At 51.2% G+C, this 21,280-nt stretch carries 19 protein-coding genes and 1 tRNA gene; 14 read left to right on the forward strand and 6 right to left on the reverse strand.

Annotation, left to right across the window (positions count from 1 at the left end; genetic code table 11):
- Window positions 1-13 precede the first annotated feature (13 nt).
- Window positions 14-1,744 (forward strand): AAA family ATPase, encoded by a 1,731-nt coding sequence (locus SPL68_RS05055; RefSeq protein WP_323813986.1) that lies wholly within the window; start codon window positions 14-16, stop codon window positions 1,742-1,744.
- Between the two features lie 90 nt (window positions 1,745-1,834).
- Here SPL68_RS05055 and gcvH read toward each other — a convergent pair whose 3' ends face one another.
- The 6 genes from gcvH to SPL68_RS05085 all read right to left on the reverse strand — a co-directional run bounded on the left by gcvH (window position 1,835) and on the right by SPL68_RS05085 (window position 7,451).
- On the reverse strand, window positions 1,835-2,227 hold the full coding sequence (gene gcvH, locus SPL68_RS05060; protein WP_323813987.1) for a glycine cleavage system protein GcvH: 393 nt from the start codon (window positions 2,225-2,227) through the stop codon (window positions 1,835-1,837).
- A gap of 46 nt (window positions 2,228-2,273) precedes the next feature.
- Entirely contained in the window at window positions 2,274-3,362 is a 1,089-nt protein-coding gene (gcvT, locus tag SPL68_RS05065) for a glycine cleavage system aminomethyltransferase GcvT (RefSeq protein ID WP_323813988.1), read from the reverse strand.
- A gap of 140 nt (window positions 3,363-3,502) precedes the next feature.
- Window positions 3,503-4,063, reverse strand: a complete 561-nt coding sequence (locus SPL68_RS05070) for a YbhB/YbcL family Raf kinase inhibitor-like protein (RefSeq protein WP_323813989.1) — start codon at window positions 4,061-4,063, stop codon at window positions 3,503-3,505.
- Between the two features lie 28 nt (window positions 4,064-4,091).
- Complete coding sequence (locus SPL68_RS05075) at window positions 4,092-5,144, reverse strand: FHA domain-containing protein (protein WP_323813990.1); 1,053 nt, start codon at window positions 5,142-5,144, stop codon at window positions 4,092-4,094.
- Window positions 5,141-6,589, reverse strand: coding sequence for a S1 family peptidase (locus SPL68_RS05080; protein ID WP_323813991.1), 1,449 nt, complete (start codon window positions 6,587-6,589; stop codon window positions 5,141-5,143). The genes SPL68_RS05075 and SPL68_RS05080 overlap by 4 nt, the downstream gene beginning before the upstream one ends.
- A gap of 142 nt (window positions 6,590-6,731) precedes the next feature.
- Entirely contained in the window at window positions 6,732-7,451 is a 720-nt protein-coding gene (locus tag SPL68_RS05085) for a ComF family protein (RefSeq protein WP_323813992.1), read from the reverse strand.
- A 176-nt stretch (window positions 7,452-7,627) separates the two neighbouring features.
- Here SPL68_RS05085 and bioB point away from each other — a divergent pair, with 176 nt between their 5' ends.
- The 13 genes from bioB (at window position 7,628) to truB (ending at window position 21,210) form a co-directional block, all read left to right on the forward strand.
- On the forward strand, window positions 7,628-8,686 hold the full coding sequence (gene bioB / locus SPL68_RS05090) for a biotin synthase BioB (protein WP_323813993.1): 1,059 nt from the start codon (window positions 7,628-7,630) through the stop codon (window positions 8,684-8,686).
- Window positions 8,687-8,755: 69 nt separating this feature from the next.
- Window positions 8,756-9,937: an 8-amino-7-oxononanoate synthase gene (gene bioF / locus SPL68_RS05095; protein ID WP_323813994.1), complete on the forward strand. Its 1,182-nt coding sequence runs from the start codon at window positions 8,756-8,758 to the stop codon at window positions 9,935-9,937.
- The gene (gene bioC / locus SPL68_RS05100; protein ID WP_323813995.1) at window positions 9,930-11,480 is read left to right on the forward strand and encodes a malonyl-ACP O-methyltransferase BioC; all 1,551 of its coding nucleotides are present in this window, start codon (window positions 9,930-9,932) and stop codon (window positions 11,478-11,480) included. The genes bioF and bioC overlap by 8 nt, the downstream gene beginning before the upstream one ends.
- Complete coding sequence (gene bioD, locus SPL68_RS05105; protein WP_323813996.1) at window positions 11,473-12,165, forward strand: dethiobiotin synthase; 693 nt, start codon at window positions 11,473-11,475, stop codon at window positions 12,163-12,165. Before bioC ends, bioD begins: the two co-directional genes overlap by 8 nt.
- Window positions 12,166-12,167: 2 nt before the next feature.
- The gene (locus SPL68_RS05110) at window positions 12,168-12,842 is read left to right on the forward strand and encodes a DUF2459 domain-containing protein (protein ID WP_323813997.1); all 675 of its coding nucleotides are present in this window, start codon (window positions 12,168-12,170) and stop codon (window positions 12,840-12,842) included.
- Window positions 12,843-13,038: 196 nt separating this feature from the next.
- Window positions 13,039-13,281, forward strand: a complete 243-nt coding sequence (locus SPL68_RS05115) for a hypothetical protein (protein ID WP_323813998.1) — start codon at window positions 13,039-13,041, stop codon at window positions 13,279-13,281.
- A 31-nt stretch (window positions 13,282-13,312) separates the two neighbouring features.
- Window positions 13,313-14,212 carry a putative metalloprotease CJM1_0395 family protein gene (locus SPL68_RS05120; protein WP_323813999.1) on the forward strand — a complete coding sequence of 300 codons (900 nt, stop codon included), beginning with the start codon at window positions 13,313-13,315 and terminating at the stop codon, window positions 14,210-14,212.
- Between the two features lie 222 nt (window positions 14,213-14,434).
- Window positions 14,435-14,511, forward strand: a tRNA-Met gene (locus SPL68_RS05125).
- A 286-nt stretch (window positions 14,512-14,797) separates the two neighbouring features.
- The gene (gene rimP, locus SPL68_RS05130) at window positions 14,798-15,295 is read left to right on the forward strand and encodes a ribosome maturation factor RimP (protein ID WP_323814000.1); all 498 of its coding nucleotides are present in this window, start codon (window positions 14,798-14,800) and stop codon (window positions 15,293-15,295) included.
- A gap of 114 nt (window positions 15,296-15,409) precedes the next feature.
- Window positions 15,410-16,891 (forward strand): transcription termination factor NusA, encoded by a 1,482-nt coding sequence (gene nusA / locus SPL68_RS05135; protein ID WP_323814001.1) that lies wholly within the window; start codon window positions 15,410-15,412, stop codon window positions 16,889-16,891.
- Window positions 16,892-16,951: 60 nt separating this feature from the next.
- Window positions 16,952-19,732, forward strand: a complete 2,781-nt coding sequence (gene infB / locus SPL68_RS05140) for a translation initiation factor IF-2 (protein WP_323814002.1) — start codon at window positions 16,952-16,954, stop codon at window positions 19,730-19,732.
- 72 nt (window positions 19,733-19,804) lie between these two features.
- Entirely contained in the window at window positions 19,805-20,215 is a 411-nt protein-coding gene (rbfA, locus tag SPL68_RS05145; protein WP_323814003.1) for a 30S ribosome-binding factor RbfA, read from the forward strand.
- A gap of 5 nt (window positions 20,216-20,220) precedes the next feature.
- Window positions 20,221-21,210 carry a tRNA pseudouridine(55) synthase TruB gene (truB, locus tag SPL68_RS05150; protein WP_323814004.1) on the forward strand — a complete coding sequence of 330 codons (990 nt, stop codon included), beginning with the start codon at window positions 20,221-20,223 and terminating at the stop codon, window positions 21,208-21,210.
- Window positions 21,211-21,280: the final 70 nt, after the last annotated feature.

Raw genomic sequence — 21,280 nt, forward strand, 5'->3', positions numbered from 1 at the left:
AGAGATAGAGATCATGACGAGAGAGTCACCACTGCGTGCTCAGCCAGACAGTCGCCTGCTTGATCACGGCGATTCACAGCAAGGTTATTTGTTTGATGAGTCCCAAAACGCAGCATCTGAAGACCAATTGCTGGCGGATTATCGCCAGCGCTATGGTCTGTCGGAAGATCCTTTCTCTCATGATTATTCCTTTCCTTTGTTTACTGGTGCCGGGCGTCGGCAGCTGTTAGATCAGTTATTACACCTGTGCCAATTCAGTAACAGCCTTCTGGCAGTGATGGGTGATTATGGCGTGGGGAAAACACGCATTGCTCACGCCTTTATGGATTCATTGTCCGAGCAGGATCAAATCTGTTTTTTAAGTATTCGCCCCGGACAAAGTCTGGAGCAAACGCTGGTCGCGATTGTTCAGGCGTTTGGCATTGATGCCAATGGCGCTATCTCTGCAGAAGATTTGCTGACGCACCTTGAGGCTTTTATTGCAGAAGAAGCGGTAACTGATGAGGAAGGTTTGGCAGTTGTGGTGCTGGACAATGCCCAATTGCTGGATGATCAAACCATCTCGGTAATCACTTCATTACTGAATAATTTCCCGCAGCAAAATCGGCTTCATTTGGCACTCTTTGGCGAACCTCAGTTGATGCAGCGATTGGAGCGATTAAGTCCAGAAAAATTGCTGATCAATGATTTTCACTTGCAGCCATTTGGACTGCTGGAAACCGTCGACTATTTAAATTTCCGTATGGAGATGGCTGATTATCTTGGCCCAGAGATTTTTACTGAAGCTATGGTTGACCCTTGGTGGCGCCAGACACAAGGGCATCTCTCGGAATTGCATGAGTTAGCACAGGAGCGGTTGTTGGAGTCGGTAACGCTGGCATCACCTTCTGCCAAACGTCCTTTGCCTGTGGTGCATATAGTCGCTATCGCTATGTTGATTGCGGTGGTGGGAGTGTTGTTTTTGTACTCGGGCGATGATGAACCTCAGTCTGCGGACTCAGTTGCGATAACCCCTGCTGTGCCAGTGCCTACAGCCTCGACAGATGCAAGCAATAATGCAGCCCTGAGTTCTACCGATACTCCGGTGCAGCCTCTGATGCAATCTTTGCCTCAGGGGCAAACGCAACCTCTGCAACCAAATCAGCAGCCGATGACTCAATCTCAGGTCACTCAGCCACAGATCACACAGACACAGACGGTCCAGCAAAATACAGCATCGGCAGAGTTTGAGCAGGAAGAAGTGGTTCCTTTAGCGCAGCTACCCAGCGCGCCACCACAAGCAGCTCGGTCTGTACCTGAACCTATGCCGGTTGAGCAGGCCAAGCCAGTTGAGCGAGTTGCGCCACCAGTGACTCAACCGATTGCTCAACCAGAAGTGCGTGTTGCTGCGCCTGAGCCGGTTAAGCCAGCTGCCAAAACTGTCTCAACCGCTGCGATTGGCGCGAGTGAGCAGGAGCGCAAAATTCTGTCGTGGAAGCCGAGTGAATACACCATCCAGTTGCTTGGTGTCAGTAATGAAAAGGCCGCGCGCGAGTATGTTGCGGCGCAGGTGAATAAAAGTGAGTTGCTGGTATTCAAGAGTAAGCGTCAAGGGCGGGATTGGTTTGTGGTAATTGCTGGTCATTACGCGAGTTCAGCGCAAGCACGTCAGGCGATTGCTAATTTACCGGCAGCGCAACGCGATGCAGGCCCTTGGCCGCGCGATGTAAAAACGATCCAGAATGAGATTAAAACGGCGCGTTAGTTTGTAGCGAGTAACGATAACCGACCCAATAAAAAACGCGGCAATCGCCGCGTTTTTTATTAATGAATTATTTGCTGCTAAGCCAGCGGATTACTCATCATCTTCCAGCATTTCGCGGTATTCAGCGGCATCCAGTGCTTCGTCAAGTTCAGCCAAGTCATCGGGCTTAACGCGGAAGAACCAGCCGTCATCGTAAGGTGAGCTATTTACGGTTTCAGGTGCGTCTTGCAGCGCTTCGTTAACGGCAACAACTTCGCCGGATACCAGCGAGTAAATGTCTGAAGCTGCTTTTACTGATTCCACAACGCCAGCTTCTTCGCCAACGGCAACGCGGCTGCCAAGCTCGGGTACTTCTACATAAACAACATCGCCCAGTGCATCCTGTGCGTGGTCGGTAATGCCGATAGTAACAGTGCCGTCTTCCTCAACACGTGCCCACTCGTGGCTGCTCAAATATTTCAGTTCTTTGCGAATATCGCTCATGGTGATGTTCCTGTGATGTTTCCGTAAGAATTTTTAATGATCTGGTTCAGATAACTGCTTTGCCGTTGCGGACAAAATTGGGTGCGACTACATCTACTGTGACTTGCTTACCGCGCATTTCAACCTGGCACTGCTTGCCGATGCTGCGTGGCACACGTGCTAAAGCAATAGAATAGCCCAAGCTGGGCGAAAATGTCCCGCTGGTGATAACGCCTTTTTCGTCGCTACCATCGATGCAAACTACCTGTTCTGCACGCAGTACTCCGCGCTCGCGCAGCACAAGGCCGACCAGCTTGTGAGTAGTGCCAGCGGCTTTTTGTGCTTCGACTATGCTGCGGCCAATAAAGTTACGCTCGGCTGGTTGCCATGCAATGGTCCAGCCCATATTGGCGGCCAGCGGCGATACGCTGTCGTCCATTTCGTGGCCGTAGAGATTCATACCGGCTTCCAATCGCAAAGTGTCGCGCGCGCCCAAACCGCAAGGGGCGACACCAGCATCTGCCAGCGCTTGCCAGAAACTGGCGGCTGCTTCATTGGGCAGCATGATTTCCAAGCCGTCTTCGCCGGTGTAGCCGGTACGACCGATAAACCAATCGCCTGCGGGCAGACCTTGGAATACTTGCAGGCTGTCGATCACCGCTGCCTGCTCCTGGCTTACCAGTGAGCTGGCAATGCGAATGGCATCCGGCCCCTGCACGGCGATCATCGCCAATTCAGCGCGCTCGGTGATGGTGACGGAGAATTTTTCTGCGACTTGTGCCATCCATGCCAAGTCTTTTTCGCGGGTACCGCAGTTGACGACTACGCGATACCAATCGCCGAGGTTGTACACGATCAAGTCATCGATAACGCCGCCATCGTGGTTCAGCATACCGCTGTAGAGTGCCTTGCCGAAGGTGGAGTTGAGCTTGGCGACATCGTTAGCGAGCAGGTATTGCAGATAGGCTTTGGCGTCGGTGCCGGTGACATCGACCACAGTCATGTGGGATACGTCGAACATGCCCGCCGCTTGACGAACCTTGTGGTGTTCTTCGATTTGCGAGCCGTAATGCAGTGGCATGTCCCAGCCGCCGAAATCGACGAGTTTGCCGCCCATGGCTTGGTGAGTGGCATAGAGAGCGGTTTTGTTGCCCATTGGAATACCTGTGCAGAAAGGTGGGTTGAAATGATGGCTTGTAAAAAAGGGCGCCATTCTAGGCGCGCGGGGTGATACTGTCCAACGAATCGACGCCAGCGTAGTAAACGCTGGTGTCGGGGACTTATCAACTGCTGAAATTAACGGCTGTAATAGGCGGTAAAGCTGGTTTGGTCGATGCGATTGGCATTGATCATATAGCCGATCAGCGCGGCGGTCGCATCGGCAGGGACTTCAATTTTGTCGGTCTTGAGCGCGTGCAAGGTAAAAATATAACGGTGGGGTTTATCGCCCACTGGCGGGCATGCACCGCCAAAGCCAGGTGCGCCAAAGTCAGTGCGCCCTTGCAGGCTACCGACGGGCAGCTTTTTGCCATCGGCCGTGCCTACGCCAGCGGCTAATTTATCGGTAGTGGCGGGCAGGTTATACACCACCCAATGCCACCAGCCGGAGCCGGTTGGTGCATCCGGGTCATACACCGTCAGCGCGAAACTTTTAGTACCTTCGGGGGCATTTTTCCACACCAGTTCCGGTGAAATATTGTTGCCGGTACAGCCAAAGCCATTAAATACCTGATCGGCACCTAAGGTGGACTCGGGTTTGATGGTTGGGCTGGAGAGTTGAAACTCTGCTGCCATGCTATTTAAGGCAAAGGCACCACATAATCCCAGTGCGAGTTTGATGCTGGTTTTGTTCAACATTGTCTGCTCCTTTTGTCAGTTGTGTTTGTTAATTCTGTGTGTTGCTGGAATTGTCGTTATCCGAAGGGTCTTTTTTAACCTTATCTTTTTCGGTTTTGTTTTTCCCGCCGGTTTCTTTATCGCTTGCCTCTTTATCACCTGATTCTTTGCGATTTTCATCTACCTTGGCTTTCAGGCTGTTCATATCCGCCATAAATTCCTCCAGCGAGTGATCGCCGCTGAGGCGCAGCGCTGGTGGATAAATCAGGCTCATATACAGCTCATCCGACAAGTGATTGCTGGATTGATAGGCTTTGGTCATGGTGATGACCGAGCCTAAAATCGCCAGCGCAGCGAGGTAAATCTTCAAGCGGCCTGGGCGTTTGTTGCCTGCGGTAAGCATGTGGAAGTAGAGCACTACCGCGCAAATGATGATGATCGGGTGCACATTGAACCTGGTTAAAAACTCCCAGCTAAAGGCGTAGGCGACCAAGTTGCTGATGTGTTCCCAGAACTCCAGAAAGGCCAAACCGGCACTGACGATAAACAAGTGGCGGCCGAAGCGCGCGTGTCCGCTCAGAATTTTGCTAAACAGCGCCCAGACGCCGCTCCAGCCGAGCGCGAATCCAAAGATGCTCACCAGCTCCAGCAAGTATTTGCTCAAGGTGCCTTGATTCAAATCCGCCAGCCAAATGCTCAGCAGCCCGGTGACCAGCAGCAATACCAAACCGGTGATGGCAGGTAAAAAGCCCTCCCAGCGATGGTTGGTGGAATCGCTAATTTCCGCTGCGACCTGATAATCGGCGGTGCGGATGCGCACATGAGTGTGGCCGAGGCGATAACTTTTATCGCCATTGACCACAAAAAACTCCTCGCGGGAATTGGCGAGGGTGATGCCGTTTTGACTGCCCAAATCCGCAATGATCAGTTCATCCAACTGATTCAGCTCGATCTGCGCGTGGTGCGCCGCTGTGTGCGGGTCATCGAGAATAATGTCGTTGTCGTAAGCGCGGCCTATGCGAATCGGCAAATGCGTCAGGCGAGTGCGATGCAATACTTCGCCATCGGGTGTCAGCTGTTCAACAAAAATAATCTGGCTCATTGCACGTCCTCCTGTGAGATGGAGGAGTCTTGCTGGATGGAAGAGTCTTGTGGTGCGTCTTCAATCGTATCAATGCTGTCGTCGATGATCGGCTCGCTGTTATCTGTGCTGCTAGCGCGGTCGATTCCCTGTAGAAATTGCTCAACCAATTTCATCCCGTTTTGGTAAGACACTCCTTGAATATTGATCATGCTTTGCAGGCTTTTTTGGCTGTCGTCGGTGCTGGCGGCAATCAACGTAAAGTCGTACAGCTCTTTAAATTGATGGTAGGCCTCAGCGCAGACCATCGCGCGCAGCGAAATATTGTTGTGCTTGATAAAGTCTTCGGTGCAAGACGCGGGCGTGATGGTGTCACTCTTGGCGGTGCTGTAAACCTGACCGCTAAACATATTGGTGGCGAGCTGCGCAAATTGCATCGCATTAAGTTTTTTGTTGTGCGCGTATTTGTGATGCATGCTCAGGTGGCCGGTTTGCAATTCGCCTGACACAAAAATGGCCGACTCCATCGAGCAGTTAATACTGGCGATGGTGTAGGGCTTTTTCGCTGAACTGTCGGTATTGCCCCAGCAGCGTACCTGATCGGATTCGCGCACCGGCACGCGGTAAGGTCCGAGGCTTTTAATACTGAACGGCTTATCCAACAAGGTATCTACCATCACGGTTTGATGTTCGAGCAGTTGCTCGCCAATGATAGGTTTGAAATCGCTCGGCGCTTTCATATCGCTGGTAACGCGTGCAAGCAGCGCCTGTACGTAGCGCACCGGCACTAAAAAACTCACCAATTCACCGTCGCGTCTATGGGCGACATTCACCCCTGCAACTTGACCATCGGCTGTCACATTGGGGCCGCCGCTCATGCCCGCGTTGACCGGGCCGGTAAACATCAGTTGATCAGAAAAACCGCGTGCGCTGATTCCGTTATAAGTGCCCTCGGAAATGGTAAAACCCAAATCGAGCGGATTGCCGAGCGAATATAAATGTTGCCCTTGGTGCAGTTTCACTAGCGCCGGTTGCTCATCGCTCGCGGGCGTATGAGGGGCTTTTGTGTGCGGGATCTTGAAAAAACCGCTGCCGTTGCGCTCGATGCGCACTATCGCCAAATCGTGCAGCACATCCACTGCGAGCAATTCAATCGAGCCGCTTTTGCCGCTGGTGTCTTTGTACTCGCCGAAATACGTCTCCGGCTCCAGCGCAATTTGTGACACCACATGGAAGTTGGTCACCACCAAGTTGGAATTGCCAATCAAAAACCCCGAGCCAACCGATGACTGGCTGTTGCCGTTTTTGAGCAGCACGCGCAGTTGCAGCAAATCCTGCTGGGCGGAGGCGTAAAGCTGTTGGGCGGCGGATGAAGGTAGTGGTGGGGTGGTGTCTGCCAGCGCCGGCAGGCTAATGCTGATGGCCAATGCCAGTGCGCGAGTCAGCAGTCGATAGGGAAATCTCATGAAAATCCTTGCGGCTATTAATAGAAGTGGGCGATATCAAGTTAATGAGTAGCAAATGGATAGTAGCGGCAATCAAGCGCCGGCGGTAGAAAGATTTGTTATTACTACGCGAATGTTGCAGCGCCCCGTGTTGGTGGATCGGCTAGTGATCCGGCGTGCGCGCCAGCGCCCAAATATCCACCTGTTTGGCGCCGGCTTTGATCAATAGTTCACTCAGTGCGCGCACTGTGGCGGTGGTGGTGACTACATCATCAACCAAGGCGATATGCCTATCGACCAGCTGCGCAGATAGCACCGGATTCAGTACAAAAGATTTGCGCTGGTTTTTAAGTCGCTCACTTCGGCTTAATCCTTTTTGCGAATGATGATGATGGCTTTGCTGGCAGGCTGATAACACCGGAATACCCAGTTTTTTGCCAAGCTCGCGCGCCATAAGTTCACTCTGGTTAAAGCCGCGCTGCCAGCGCTTGCGCCAGTGCATTGGCACAGGTACCAGCAGATCCGGCCGAGGACTCTGTTCACAAGTCTCCAGCAATAAGCGCGCGAGCAGCTTGCCGCTGCTGAGTTGGTGGCGATATTTAAACTGATGAATCAGATGGTCGAGCGGATGCACATAGGCAAAGGCGATGCTCGCTTGGCTAAAGGCTGGCGGTTTGTGCAGGCACTTGCCGCACAGGGGCGCATCGCTAGTGAGTGGTAAGGCGCAGCTGCGGCACAGATAAGCTTCTTTGGACAGGCGCGGAAGGGCGGCATCGCAGTTGGGGCATAGCAGCTTGAAGTCGGAGCTGCTCTGGCCGCAGAGCAGGCAAGGGGCGGGTAAGAGTTGGTTTAACAATCTGGCTGGCGATAAGAGGGAAAGCATAACAATCCTTATTGAGAGCATCCTTGGTTGAGGCATTGTCGATAGCGCGCCTGCTCTTGTCAAAAGACGTGTTTGTCAAAATCGACTTGTAAACCTAAAAGTGGTTTTCAGGTTGACAGCTTTTTTGGCTCGGTTAAGATGCGGTCATCTACCTACAAAATCTATGGACTTTCGTTATGAATGCCAGCCTTGCCCCGAACATCCGTCATGATTGGACCCGCGCCGAAATCCTTGCCCTGTTTGCCCAGCCTTTTAGCGATTTGATGTTTCAGGCGCAAACTGTACATCGCGCCCATTTCAATCCCAACGAAGTGCAAGTCAGCACTCTCTGCTCGATCAAAACCGGTGCCTGCCCGGAAGACTGCGCCTACTGTCCGCAATCTGCCCGTTACGACACTGGCCTTGAGCGCGAAAAGCTGATGGCAGTGGAAAAGGTGATCGAAGAAGCGCGCGCAGCCAAAGCATCAGGCGCAACCCGTTTCTGCATGGGCGCTGCCTGGCGTTCGCCCAAAAACAAAGATATGCCCTATGTAACTACTATGGTGCAGGGCGTTAAGGCGCTGGGTCTGGAAACCTGCATGACCCTTGGTATGCTCGATGAAGCCCAAGCGCAAGAACTGGCCGATGCAGGTCTGGATTACTACAACCACAATCTTGATACCTCGCCTGAATACTACGGCGAAATCATCACCACTCGCACTTATCAAGATCGCTTGGAAACTCTCGCTAACGTGCGTAAAGCAGGCATGAAAGTCTGTTGCGGCGGTATTGTCGGCATGGGAGAAGAGGAAAATGATCGCGCAGGATTGTTGCAACAGTTGGCGAATATGCCTGAACATCCGGAATCTGTGCCTATTAATATGCTGGTAAAAGTCGGCGGCACGCCGCTGGAAAACGAAGCGGATCTCGATCCATTCGACTTCCTGCGCACTATCGCCGTTGCCCGTATTTTGATGCCGCAATCGCACGTGCGCCTGTCTGCCGGTCGCGAGCAGATGAATGAGCAAACCCAAGCGATGGCATTTCTCGCTGGCGCCAACTCGATTTTCTACGGCGAAAAACTGCTGACTACGCCCAACCCTGAAGCCAACAAAGATATGCAGTTGTTCAACAAGCTCGGCATCAAACCCGAAGCCTACGAAGTGCATGAAGATGAAAGCGAGCAGGAAGCGTCGATCGTGCATCAGCTGCAAGAAGCGGCAATGGATTCGATGTTTTACAACGCTGCGAAATAAGGCCGCGAAATAATTTTGCTTTTCCATACGGCGGCTTCCGCGTGAAGTCGCCTCATGTGTGTCTTCTCCATGTCATCTCATCTCGATCAAACTCTCGCTCCTGCTCTCGCTGAACGTCGCGCCGCGCATTTGTATCGCACGCGCAAATTGTTGCAGTCGCCACAAACGCCTGAAGTTGTTGTGGACGGAAAAAATTATCTCGCCTTTTGCAGTAACGATTATTTGGGTTTGGCCAATCATCCCGATGTAATTCTCGCATTGCAAAATGCGGCGCAAAAATACGGCGTGGGCAGTGGTGCTTCGCATTTGGTTGCGGGGCATTCCAGCGAGCATCACGCGCTGGAAGAAGAGTTGGCGGCATTTACCGGCCGTGAGCGCGCACTGTTATTTTCCACTGGTTATATGGCCAATATGGGCGCTATTACTGCGCTTGTTGGACAGGGCGATGCGGTATTTGAAGATCGATTAAATCACGCCAGTTTGCTCGATGCCGGTTTATTAAGCGGCGCGCGCTTTCAGCGTTTTTTGCACAATGACCTAAGCAATTTGCAAAACCGTTTGGATAAAACCGACGCAGCGCGCAAATTAATTGTGGTCGATGGTGTATTCAGTATGGATGGTGATTGCGCGCCCTTGCCTGAGCTTGCCGCACTCGCACAAAAAAACGATGCATGGTTGATGGTGGATGACGCCCACGGTTTTGGTTGCCTCGGAAAAACCGGCGCTGGCTGTGCGGAATATTTTGGTTTGTCGCAAGAGCAGTTGCCGATTCTTATGGGGACGCTTGGCAAAGCTGCTGGCAGTGCCGGTGCGTTTATCGCCGGCAGTGAAGCGCTGATCGAAACCCTGATCCAATTTGCGCGCCCTTATATCTACACCACTGCCATGCCACCCGCTGTTGCCGCTGCAACGCGCGCGAGTTTGCGTTTAATCCAAACCGAGCAGTGGCGACGCGAACATCTCGCGCAACTAATCGCACATTTTCGCGCAGGTGCGCAGGCTTTGAATTTAGAGTTGATGGATTCTTTTTCGCCCATCCAGCCGATTGTGATTGGCGATGAAGCCAAAGCCTTATTGATCTCGCAGAAGCTGGCGGAGCGCGGCATTTTAATTATTGCGATTCGTCCACCAACTGTACCGGTTGGTAGCTCGCGTTTGCGTATTACTTTTTCTGCGCAGCATTCTATTGAACAGGTTGATCAATTATTGGCTGCGCTTGCAGAGATCATGCACGAGGTTGCGCATGGTTAATCTGGTGTTGATTCACGGCTGGGGCTGCGACAGTCGCACTTGGCAGCCGCTGTTGGAAATGTTGCAAAAAATTGCTTCGGTGACCTTAATCGATCTGCCGGGTTTTGGCGCAAGCGCACCGCTATCCGAGTTTTCACTCGATGCTGTGCTTGAACAGATTGCTGCGCAGTTGCCACAAAACGCAGTGGTGATGGGCTGGTCGCTCGGCGGTATGCTTGCGGTGCAATTGGCTGCGCGTTTTCCTGAGCGTGTCGAGGCGGTTATCACGCTGGCGGCGAATCTTAAATTTGTAGCATCGCCTGATTATCCAACTGCTATGTTGCGTGCCATCAATCGCCAATTTAACCAAGGTTTTGCACAAGACCCGCAAGCAACATTAAAACTGTTTGGCGGCTTGTTAGCACAAGGCGATGCAAACGAGCGCAGTTTGTTAAAACAATTGCGCCGCAATGAAACCGGTGAAATAACCGATAACTGGTTGCAAGCGCTGCAATTATTATCGATGTTGGATAATCGTGAAGCTTTCGCCCAATTACATCAGCCGGGTTTGCATTTATTTGCCGAAAAAGATGCGCTGGTGCCGATTGCTGCGGTAAATGCACTAACAGAAATTAATCCACAACAAGAAACTCTGGTGTTGGAAAACACGGCGCACGCATTGCATTGGAGTCAACCGCAATTGGTTGTCGATGCGGTTAATCGTTTTTTGAATAGCCGAGCTTTGACAAAAATGACGGCGAGTTCGGACTTGGATAAACAAAAAGTCGCTCAATCCTTTAGTCGCGCAGCCGCTACTTACGATTCAGTCGCGCAGTTGCAGCGCGACATAGGCGCACAATTATCTGAAGGCTTGCCTACTGAATTACCAGAAAACTCGGTAGTGCTGGATTTGGGTTCAGGTACAGGTTATTTCACTCGACAATTAAGCGCTTGCTACCAAAGCTCGCAGGTTATCGGTTTGGATATTGCCGAGGGCATGTTGAATTACGCTGCGAGTCAGCAAGCGAGTGCAAGTTGGTTGTGCGCCGATGCGGAATCTTTGCCGTTAGCGGACAACAGTATCGATATTATTTTTTCCAGTTTGGCGATCCAGTGGTGCAGTAATCTTGCACAGTTAATGAAGGAATTGGCGCGCGTGTTAAAACCGGATGGAAAAATTTATATTGCCACCTTGGGGCCGAAAACACTGCATGAATTAAAAGCAGCTTGGCAGCAAGTTGATGATTATGTTCACGTCAATCAGTTTCAATCTGTGCAGCAATTGACGGATGCGCTTGATCAAGCGTCGTTTTCGCAGCGTCAAATACAGCAGGAAAACCGCACGCTCTATTACGAACAGTTGAATGAATTGACGCGCGAACTAAAATCCCTTGGCGCGCATAATGTAAATGCAGGCAAACCCGACGGGCTAACAGGGCGAGCGCGTGTACTCGCATTTAAAAATGCCTATGAATCATTCCGCGCCCTGCAAGGGTTGCCTGCGACTTACGATGTTATCTACATAACTGCACATAAAGAGGCAGCACAAAAATCTTATGGCTAAAAAAACATTTTTTATTGCAGGCACGGATACCGATGTCGGCAAAACCTTGGTTGCTGCTGGCTTGTTGGTCGCGGCAAAAAATCATGGTTTATCGACGTCGGCCTTAAAACCCATCGCAGCAGGTTGTGAAAAAACCGACGCAGGTTTGCGTAATTCTGATGCGCTTATATTGCAGTCGGTTATCACCCAGTCAATGGCGTATGAACAAATTAATCCGATTGCATTGGAAGCGGCGATTGCACCACACATTGCCGCGCAGCAGGAAAAGCGGGTGTTGTCGGCGGATCGCATCGTCGGTTTTTGTCGCGGCAGTTTGAATCAAGCCGACTTCACTTTGGTTGAAGGTGCGGGCGGTTGGCGTGTGCCGCTAAACCCGCAAGAGACAATGGCGGATGTCGCCAAGTTGTTGCGCCTGCCGGTGATTTTAGTGGTGGGTATGCGTTTGGGTTGCATCAGTCACGCATTGCTGACCGTTGAAGCAATTCGTAACGACGGCTTGCAATTGGCCGGCTGGGTGGCAAATTGTATTGATGCGGATATGCCGGTGCTGCAAGAAAATATTCAAAGTCTGGCTGCGCGTATTCCAGCGCCCTGTCTGGGGGTTGTGCCTCGCATGGAAAATGCTGCGCCTGAAGCGGTCGCGAGTGCATTGGATGCTGATGCCCTTGCGGGGTTATTTAATTAATCATGCGCTTGCTCTTGGGAATTTTTATTTTGTGCGTCTTGGCTGGTTGCAGTTCAGTACCAGCCAAACAAAAAATTCCTGTCGCGAGCGAGCACACAATTTATTTTATTTATCGTGAATGGCACACCAGCCTGTTAATCGATGCTCAAACCCTCGCTGCACATAGCCACTATTTAAAAGAAGATGCAGCTGGTCAGCGCTATGTTCGTATCGGCTGGGGTGATGGCAATTACTTCACCGGCAAAAGCAAAACTTTTGGCTCAGCGACCAAAGCGCTAATTGCATCCAGTCACTCAGCTTTGCAGGTGATCGGCTATGCGCAGCCGCCGTTTGCATCTATCCCGGTTGAAACTCGGGTTCCTATTGCTATTAGCGATAAAGGGATGCGCAAATTAATTCGCTATCTGGACAAATCCTTTGAGCTGGATGCGTCCGGGCAGGTGATTCCGCTACAGGCTTATGTGGTCGATACCGGTAATTTTTATCAGGCTAGCGGTCATTACAGCCTCTTTAGTAACTGTAATACCTGGAGTGGGCGTGCGTTGCAGGAGGCTGGCTTGCCGGTAAAGAGCAGTTTGCAGTTGACCGCGCAGAGCGTCTTTGAGCAGGCGAAATACATATCCAATTACCAGCAAGAGCTGGGTCTCTTTACCGCCGCAGATAAAAAACTTCAATAATCTTTCCTTGGCTTATCGGCGGTTATAGTAAGTCGATTTTTACATCAAACTCATCTTAAAAGCCCCTCTTTGTGCGGCAATATCGCCTGTTTTTTGGGCATCTTCCGGCGTAAACTATTACTTATTAATGGGAGAGTGTTTTTCGCTATATCTCCTTTGGTCTGAAATTTGATTGTTTATTCGAGAGGGTAAGCTGATGGACGTGGGTTCTGTTGTTACTCAAGGGTTGATTGGCATGCAAAAAAGCCAGTCATCCATGCTGCAATCGGCGCAGCAAATTGCGCAGGCGGGTACTACCCAGCGCGATAATCCGCAGGCCAATGATCTGGCTGAGCCGCTGGTTAATCTCAAGGTGCAAACCCAATTGTTCGATAGTTCCGCCAAGGTGGTGAAAGCGGCGGATGAGGCTATTGGCACTTTATTGGATGTTAAGGCCTAATTACTAATTATGGATTTGTGAGGTGATTTGAGTGATCAACAATATTCCGCCCAGCTTCGCCAATACCGTAGCGCCTTTTGCGCCTATGGGGCGTGCGCCTGTTGGTCAGGAATCTACCGATCTCAAATCCTCCAGTTTTCGACCCGCTGAGCAGTTGGCTGAATCGGGGCGAGGGCAGAATCGTCGCCTCCCTGATGAGCGCCCTAATGATGATGTCGAGCGCGATCGTTTGGATCGTGCGGCACAGTCTGGCGACGTAACTGAACAAGCGGGGGCTGCGAATCGTCGTGCAGAGCAAGAGCGTCAGCAGGCAGAGCTTGAGCAAATCGATGAGCTGGCAGCGCGTGACCGCGAAGTGCGCGCGCATGAGCAGGCACATGCCGCTGTCGCTGGTCAGTATGGTAGCAGTCCGACTTATTCCTTTGTGCGCGGTCCTGATGGAGTGAGTTACGCTGTAAGCGGTGAAGTAAAAATCGATACATCCCCCATCGCAGGTGACCCCGAGGCAACCTTGCGCAAAGCGCAGCAACTGCGTCGTGCTGCAAATGCACCAGCTGAGCCATCAGGGCAGGATGTCAATGTGGCTGCGCAGGCAGCTCAGATGGAGCAGCAGGCGCGCGCTGAGTTGCGCGAACAGCAGGCCATAGAGTCAGAAGAGGGTGCCGAGCAAGGTCGGTCTTCAGGAGTAAAGAGTGCCGAGCAAGCGAATGCTGAAAGCGAAAAGCAGCGTTTGGCCGAAGAAGAGGCACTTTTACAGGAAGATCAGGAGCGGTTTGAGGCAGAGCAGCGATTGTTGGATCAGCGTCAGGCGCGCGCCGAGTTTTTTAACGAGAATACGCGACGCAATATAGATATCAATCGTCGCCTGATTGAGATTGGTGTGGTGAGCTCGAATTCGGAAGTGGGGAGTTTTTTAAATCAAACAGTCTGATGTTCGAAGTGTTTCAATGGTAGCCATTTCATTAAACTGTCATTAGTTGTTGCTAATTTTGAGCAAATTAAAAGGTTTTGTTGGGTAATTAACCTTATTGCTCGGTTGTTGGCCTTATTCTGCTTTTCTTGTCTCTAATTCATTAATTTTTCTTGACCAAGTGGGAGTGTCTCCCTATAATTCGCGGCCTCACTTGAGCAGTTAGCAAATGTGAGTTTCAGTCGCGGGGTGGAGCAGCTTGGTAGCTCGTCGGGCTCATAACCCGAAGGTCGTAGGTTCAAATCCTGCCCCCGCAACCAAAATTTTTGCTTCTTGTTGTTGCTTTGCATAACAAGGTGCGGGTGAAGAAAAGGGAGTTCCCGGTTCTCGCCAGATATTAAGAGCTTATAAATTTGCTTGTTGTTAAAGCAAATTTGGTCGAGAAGCCCCTTTTTGGGGCTTTTTTGTATTTGTTTTTTGCGGGCTTTGCCCCCCATCGTGCAGGCCTGTGCGGTGAATGCAGTAATCGTTCGAATGGGCCTAGTGCCCATTTTTGTTTTTTGGGCTTCTGTATTTTGCAGAGCCTGTTTAAGTGCGGAATAAAGCATGGCTTCCAAGCAAGAGTTATTAGAGCAAATGGTCCTGCCTGTGGCTGCATCCTTAGGGTGTGAGCTGTGGGGCTTGGAGTATTTGACACAGGGGCGCTACACCACTGTGCGCATTTTTATCGATGGCCCTAATGGCGTATCGCTGGATGATTGCGAGCGTGTCAGTCGTCAGGTAAGTGCCGTGTTTGATGTAGAAGATCCAATCGATGGTGAATACACGCTTGAGGTGTCCTCGCCCGGTATGGATCGCCCTCTCTATAAAGAAGAGCAGTATGCGCGCTATGTTGGTGAAGTTATCAGTGTGCGTTTGCGTATCGCGCGCGATGGTCGCCGACGCTTTAAAGGTGAGATCACTAAAGTCGAAAACGGTGATGTGTTTTTGCAAGTCGATAATAAGGAAGTGCAGTTGCCAATCGATGTAATTGATAAGGCGAATGTAGAGCCGCGTTACGATGATTTGATGCGCGCGCACAACTTAACTAACGATAAAGAATAGTTAGTTTGCGCGATTAAATGAGCGGGTTTCTGCAAATTTTGCGGTAACCAGGATGGAAAATGTCAATTTCCGGTGTGCATTACACTGGCTTGAGGAGTTAACAGAGGCAAATCAATGAACAAAGAAATTTTGCTGGTCGCTGATGCGGTTTCCAACGAGAAAGGCGTCGATAAAGAATTAATTTTTCAAGCGATTGAAACTGCACTCGCTACTGCTACTAAAAAACGTTTCGACGAAGATTCATCCATCGAGGTGAATATTAATCGCACCACTGGCGATTACGAAACTTATCGCAGCTGGGAATTGGTTGCTGATGATGTAATGGCAGAGCTGGGTACTCAACTCTATTTGGATGAAGCCTGCGATAAAGACGCTTCGCTCAAAGTGGGCGATATCTACCGCGAAAAAATTGAAAATGCTGATTTCGGCCGTATCGCTGCGCAAACCGCCAAGCAAGTAATTGTGCAAAAAGTGCGTGAAGCTGAGCGCGCGCAAATGGTTGATGAATATCGCGATCGCATGGGCGATTTGATCAGCGGTACCGTGAAAAAAGTAACCCGCGATAGCATCATTGTTGACTTAGGTAATAACGCTGAAGGCGTATTGCCACGGGATCAATTAATCGGCCGTGAAATTTTCCGCATGGGCGACCGCATTCGCGCGCTGTTGTTGGAAGTGCGCACTGAGGCGCGCGGTCCGCAATTGTTGTTGAGCCGTTCAAATCCACAAATGTTGGTGGAGCTGTTCAAAATTGAAGTGCCGGAAATCGCTGAAGAAGTAATTGAGATTCGCGGCGCTGCGCGCGACCCAGGTCTGCGTGCAAAAATTGCGGTGAAAACCAATGACGGCCGTATCGATCCAGTGGGGGCTTGCGTTGGTATGCGCGGTTCGCGTGTGCAAGCGGTATCCAATGAATTGGGCGGTGAGCGTGTTGATATTGTGTTGTGGGATGATAACCCGGCGCAGTTTGTTATCAATGCAATGTCGCCTGCTGAAATTGAATCCATCGTAGTTGATGAAGATGCTGGTTCAATGGATCTCGCGGTTAATGAAGAAAATCTTGCGATGGCAATTGGTCGCGGTGGTCAGAACGTGCGTCTTGCGTGTGAATTGACTGGTTGGAACATTAACGTGATGAGCATTGCCGAGTGGCAATCAAAACAAGAAGCGGAATCTGGCAGCTACATCAATATGTTCATGAGCGCGCTGGATGTTGATGAAGACATCGCCGGTGTATTGGTTGAAGAAGGCTTCACCACACTTGAAGAAGTCGCTTACGTACCGCTCGAAGAAATGTTGGCAATCGATGGCTTCGATGAAGACGTTGCAGAAGAGTTGCGCGCACGTGCAAAAGACGCGCTCTTGACGCAAGCATTGGCAACTGAAGAGCGCATCGAAGGTGTGGCGCCAGCAGAAGATTTATTGTCGATGGAAGGTATGGATGACGCTCTGGCTGCAAATCTTGCGCGCCGTGGTATTGTCACTATGGAAGATTTGGCAGAACAATCGATTGATGAATTGTTGGAAATTGAAGGTGTTGATGCGACTCGTGCCGCCGCACTGATTATGAAAGCGCGCGAGCCCTGGTTTGCCTGAGTGTGAGCCACTCTAGTGAGCAAAACCCTGTAGGCAACGAACAATCCCTGAGGAAAAACAATGGCAGAAGTAACCGTAAATGAACTCGCCAAATCGATAGGTGCACCAGTCGAGCGTTTGCTGAAGCAAATGCAAGAAGCTGGTTTACAGCACAAGAATGCAGAGGCAAAAGTTTCTGACGATGAGAAACAGCGCCTGTTGAACTTTCTGAAAAGTAGTCATGGTGAAGCTGCGCTTGAACCGAAAAAGATTACTTTGCAGCGCAAGACCACCACGACCATTAAAACCGGTACAGGTAATGCAAAGAAAACCGTGAATGTTGAAGTACGTAAAAAGCGTACTTACATCAAACGCGAGGATGAAGTGGCTGAATCTACTGCTGTTGAGCAAGAGCCAGAAGTTGTGCAACCTGTTGAAGTGACACCTGAGCCGGTAGTCGCTGAGGTTGCGCCTGCGCCCGAACCAGTTGTAGAAGTTACACCGGAAATTGTTGAACCTGCTGCTGTTGAAGAAGTTGCGGCGGAAACACCTGCTGAAGCTCCTTCGCATCGCATCTCCTTTACCGATGGTATTGAAGAAAAACGCCGTGCCGCCATCGAGCGTCGTCAGGCAGAAGAGGCGGCGCGTCAAGCTGAATTGAAAGAGCGCGAAGAAGCCAAACGTGCGGCGGAAGAAGCCAAACGCAATGCAGCGCGCACAGAAAGACAAGGTGAAAAACCTGCAGGCCAAGCCCCCGCTGGTCAAGCTCCTGCAAAAGCAGCTCGCCCAGATGCGCGCGGCCCAGCTAAAGGCAAGCCAACAGTTGCTGCTGTTGCGCCACCAGCTGACAGAGAAGATACCAAGCACAGCCATGGCCACAAGAAGAGCCATAAGCGCGATGAAGACGATACCGAAGATATGGATCGCAACAAGCGCGGTGCAGGTAAAGCGGTTAAGAAAGGCGCTCCATCGAAAAAGAACCCCAAATTGGAGTTGATGGATTTTGTTGCTGAAGATGGCGAAGACAGCGATGTATTAGCGCGTCGCAGCCATCTGCGTGCGAGCCACAAAAAGCACAACAAACACGCGTTCAAAAAGCCAACCACTGCAATCGTGCACGAAGTTGATGTACCAGAGATGATTGCTGTCTCTGACTTGGCTCAGCGTCTTACCATCAAAGTGGGTGAGTTGATCAAACGCTTGATGAAGATGGGCGTAATGGCGTCAATGAACGAATCTATCGATCAAGACACTGCTGTGTTGATCGTGGAAGAATTGGGCCACAAAGCCAATCTGGTTAGCGAAAACGATATCGAACACGCGCTGGAAAAATCGCTGGAAACCGAAGGTGAGCACACCACTCGTGCACCTGTGGTTACCGTAATGGGTCACGTTGACCACGGTAAAACCTCGCTGCTCGACTATATCCGCGAAGCTAAAGTTGCTGCTGGCGAAGCCGGTGGTATTACCCAGCATATTGGTGCTTATCGCGTAACTACTTCGCGCGGTGAAATCACCTTCCTTGATACTCCGGGCCACGCCGCGTTTACCGCTATGCGTGCTCGCGGTGCCAAGGCGACTGACGTAGTGATTCTGGTGGTTGCGGCCGACGACGGCGTTATGCCGCAAACCGAAGAGGCGATCATGCACGCCCGTGCGGCTGAAGTGCCTATCGTGGTAGCGATTAACAAGTGTGATAAACACTCTGCTGATCCGGATCGCGTGACCAACGAATTGGTTGCCAAGGGTGTTATCCCTGAAGCTTACGGCGGCGATGTGCAGTTCATTCAAGTGTCTGCCCATACCGGCCAAGGTATCGATGAGCTGTTAGAAGCTATCTCCCTGCAAGCCGAAGTATTGGAGCTGACTGCAGTCACCAATGCGGCAGCTAAGGGTGTAGTAATTGAATCGCGTATGGATAAAGGCCGCGGTACTGTAGCGACCATGCTGATTCAGCAGGGTACTTTGAAGCAGGGCGATTTGATCCTCGCTGGCCAAAGTTATGGCCGCGTGCGTGCCATGTCTAACGAGCGCGGCGAGCAAGTGAAAGAAGCTGGTCCATCGACGCCGGTAGAAATTCTGGGCTTGGATACTCCTCCAAGCGCCGGTGATGATTTCGTGGTGCTGGACGATGAACGTAAAGCGCGTGAAGTTGCTGCTTTCCGTGCCGAGAAAGAGCGCAAAGAGAAATTGGCGCGCTTCCAGGCATCCAAGTTGGAAAACATGTTCTCCAATATGGAAGCTGGCCAGAAGAAGACTCTGACCGTGGTAGTGAAAGCCGATGTGCGTGGTTCGCTTGAAGCGATCATGGCATCTCTGGCCGATATTGGTAACGAAGAGGTTCAAGTGAACATCATCTCTTCCGGTATCGGTGGTATCACCGAGAACGATGTAAACCTTGCAGTGACCTCTGGCGCGATTATCGTTGGTTTCAACGTTCGTGCTGATGGCGCTACTCGCCGTCTGGCTGAGTCTGAAGGCGTGGATATTCGCTACTACAGCATCATTTACCAATTGTTGGATGAAGTGAAAGCGGCGTTGAGTGGGATGCTGGATCCTGAGCGCGTCGAAACCATCGTGGGTATTGCCAACGTGCGCGAAGTGTTCAACTCTCCCAAGTTTGGTCAAGTTGCTGGATGTATGGTCGTTGAGGGTACCGTGTACCGCAACAAGCCAATCCGCGTTCTGCGCGACAACGTGGTGATCTTTACTGGCGAGCTGGAATCCCTGCGTCGCTTTAAAGACGACGTTGCTGAAGTTCGCAATGGTTTCGAGTGCGGTATCGGTGTGAAGAATTACGACGTGAAAGTCGGCGATCAGATCGAAGTTTACGAAGTGAAAGAGGTAGCGCGTCAGCTCTAAGCTTGGCGCAGTACCTGCGCCCCACCCCTGCAAGGGGGTGGGGTTTTATTTTTTTTAAGAGGTTAATGGCGAATGCCAAGAGAATTTACCCGTTCAGACCGAGTATCCGATGCTATCCAGCGTTTGCTGGCGCAGGTGATTCCGGCTGAAATTCGCGATCCACGCGTAGGCTTGGTCAATATCAATGAGGTGACCGTCACCCGCGATATGGCTTTTGCCAAGGTCTATGTGACTTTTGTTGGTCGCGACGATGAAAAAGAAAGCCTTGAAGCCGCATCAGTTCTCAACAAGGCGAGTGGCTTTTTGCGCACTTTCCTCGCCAAAGAGTTGAGCATGCGCACAGTGCCCAAACTGCAATTTATCTACGATAAAACCTCGATCAAAGGTCAGGCATTGTCATCCTTGATTGATCGCGCGCTGAAAGAAGACAGCTTGCATCAACACGATGATGAATTGTTGTCAGATGATGTGAAAGGCGAGTAATCGGAATGGCGCGTAGAAAAGGCCGTCCTGTTGATGGCGTATTGTTGTTGCACAAACCTGCGGGCATGACTTCCAACCATGCTTTGCAGCGAGCCAAACGGTTGTTTTTTGTTGAGAAAGCTGGACATACCGGTGCGCTTGATCCTCTCGCTACAGGTGTTTTGCCTCTGTGTTTTGGTGAGGCAACCAAGTTTTCGCAATTCTTGCTGGATGCCGACAAAGGCTATCGCACCTGTATTCGCCTTGGTGCGACTACGGATACTTGCGATGCCGATGGCGAGATCCTTGAACAAAAATCTGCGGGCAGAATTACTCTCGCGCAAGTGGAAGCAGCACTGGAACCGTTTCGTGGCGATATATTACAGGTGCCACCTATGTATTCGGCACTTAAACTCAATGGGCAGCCGCTCTACAAAATGGCGCGCCAAGGGGTTGAGGTAGAGCGCGAGCCGCGTCCGGTGACAATCCACAGTATCGAGATACTGGCGTTTCGCGCGGGTGAAGAAGCCGAGGTGGAGCTGGATATCCGCTGCACCAAAGGCACCTATATTCGCTCAATTGCCGTAGATTTAGGTGTTGCGCTGGGGTGCGGCGGTCACGTGAAAACTCTGCATCGCTCACACGCTGGTCTATTTAATGAAGCGCAATGCGTGACTCTGGAAGAGCTGGAAGCACGTTTTGATGAGGTGCAAGCAGATGCTGGCGATGAGGCTGCATATGCTGCATTGGATAGCTACTTATTAAGTACTGATGCGCCAGTGGCCAGCTTGCCTGCGGTAGACTTGCCCGCCAACAGCGCCCATTATTTCCGACTGGGCAACCCGGTGATGGTGTCCAAGGTCTATCGATTTGGCGAGCAAGGTGCTATTGTGCGCGTCTTTTGTGCAGAAACCGAACAATCGCCCCGCGCATTTCTCGGCTTAGGCACTATTACTGACGAAGGTGGCGTAGCCCCTAAACGAATTTTGGCGAATCGCTCGGCTAACGAAAACTAGCCCGAATCGCCCCCAGAATTTATCCGCAAACTTGCTTTGTCTGGATAAAAAGCCGCGGCTGAGATCCCAT

This window comes from Cellvibrio chitinivorans, assembly GCF_035117775.1.
GTDB lineage: Bacteria > Pseudomonadota > Gammaproteobacteria > Pseudomonadales > Cellvibrionaceae > Cellvibrio > Cellvibrio chitinivorans.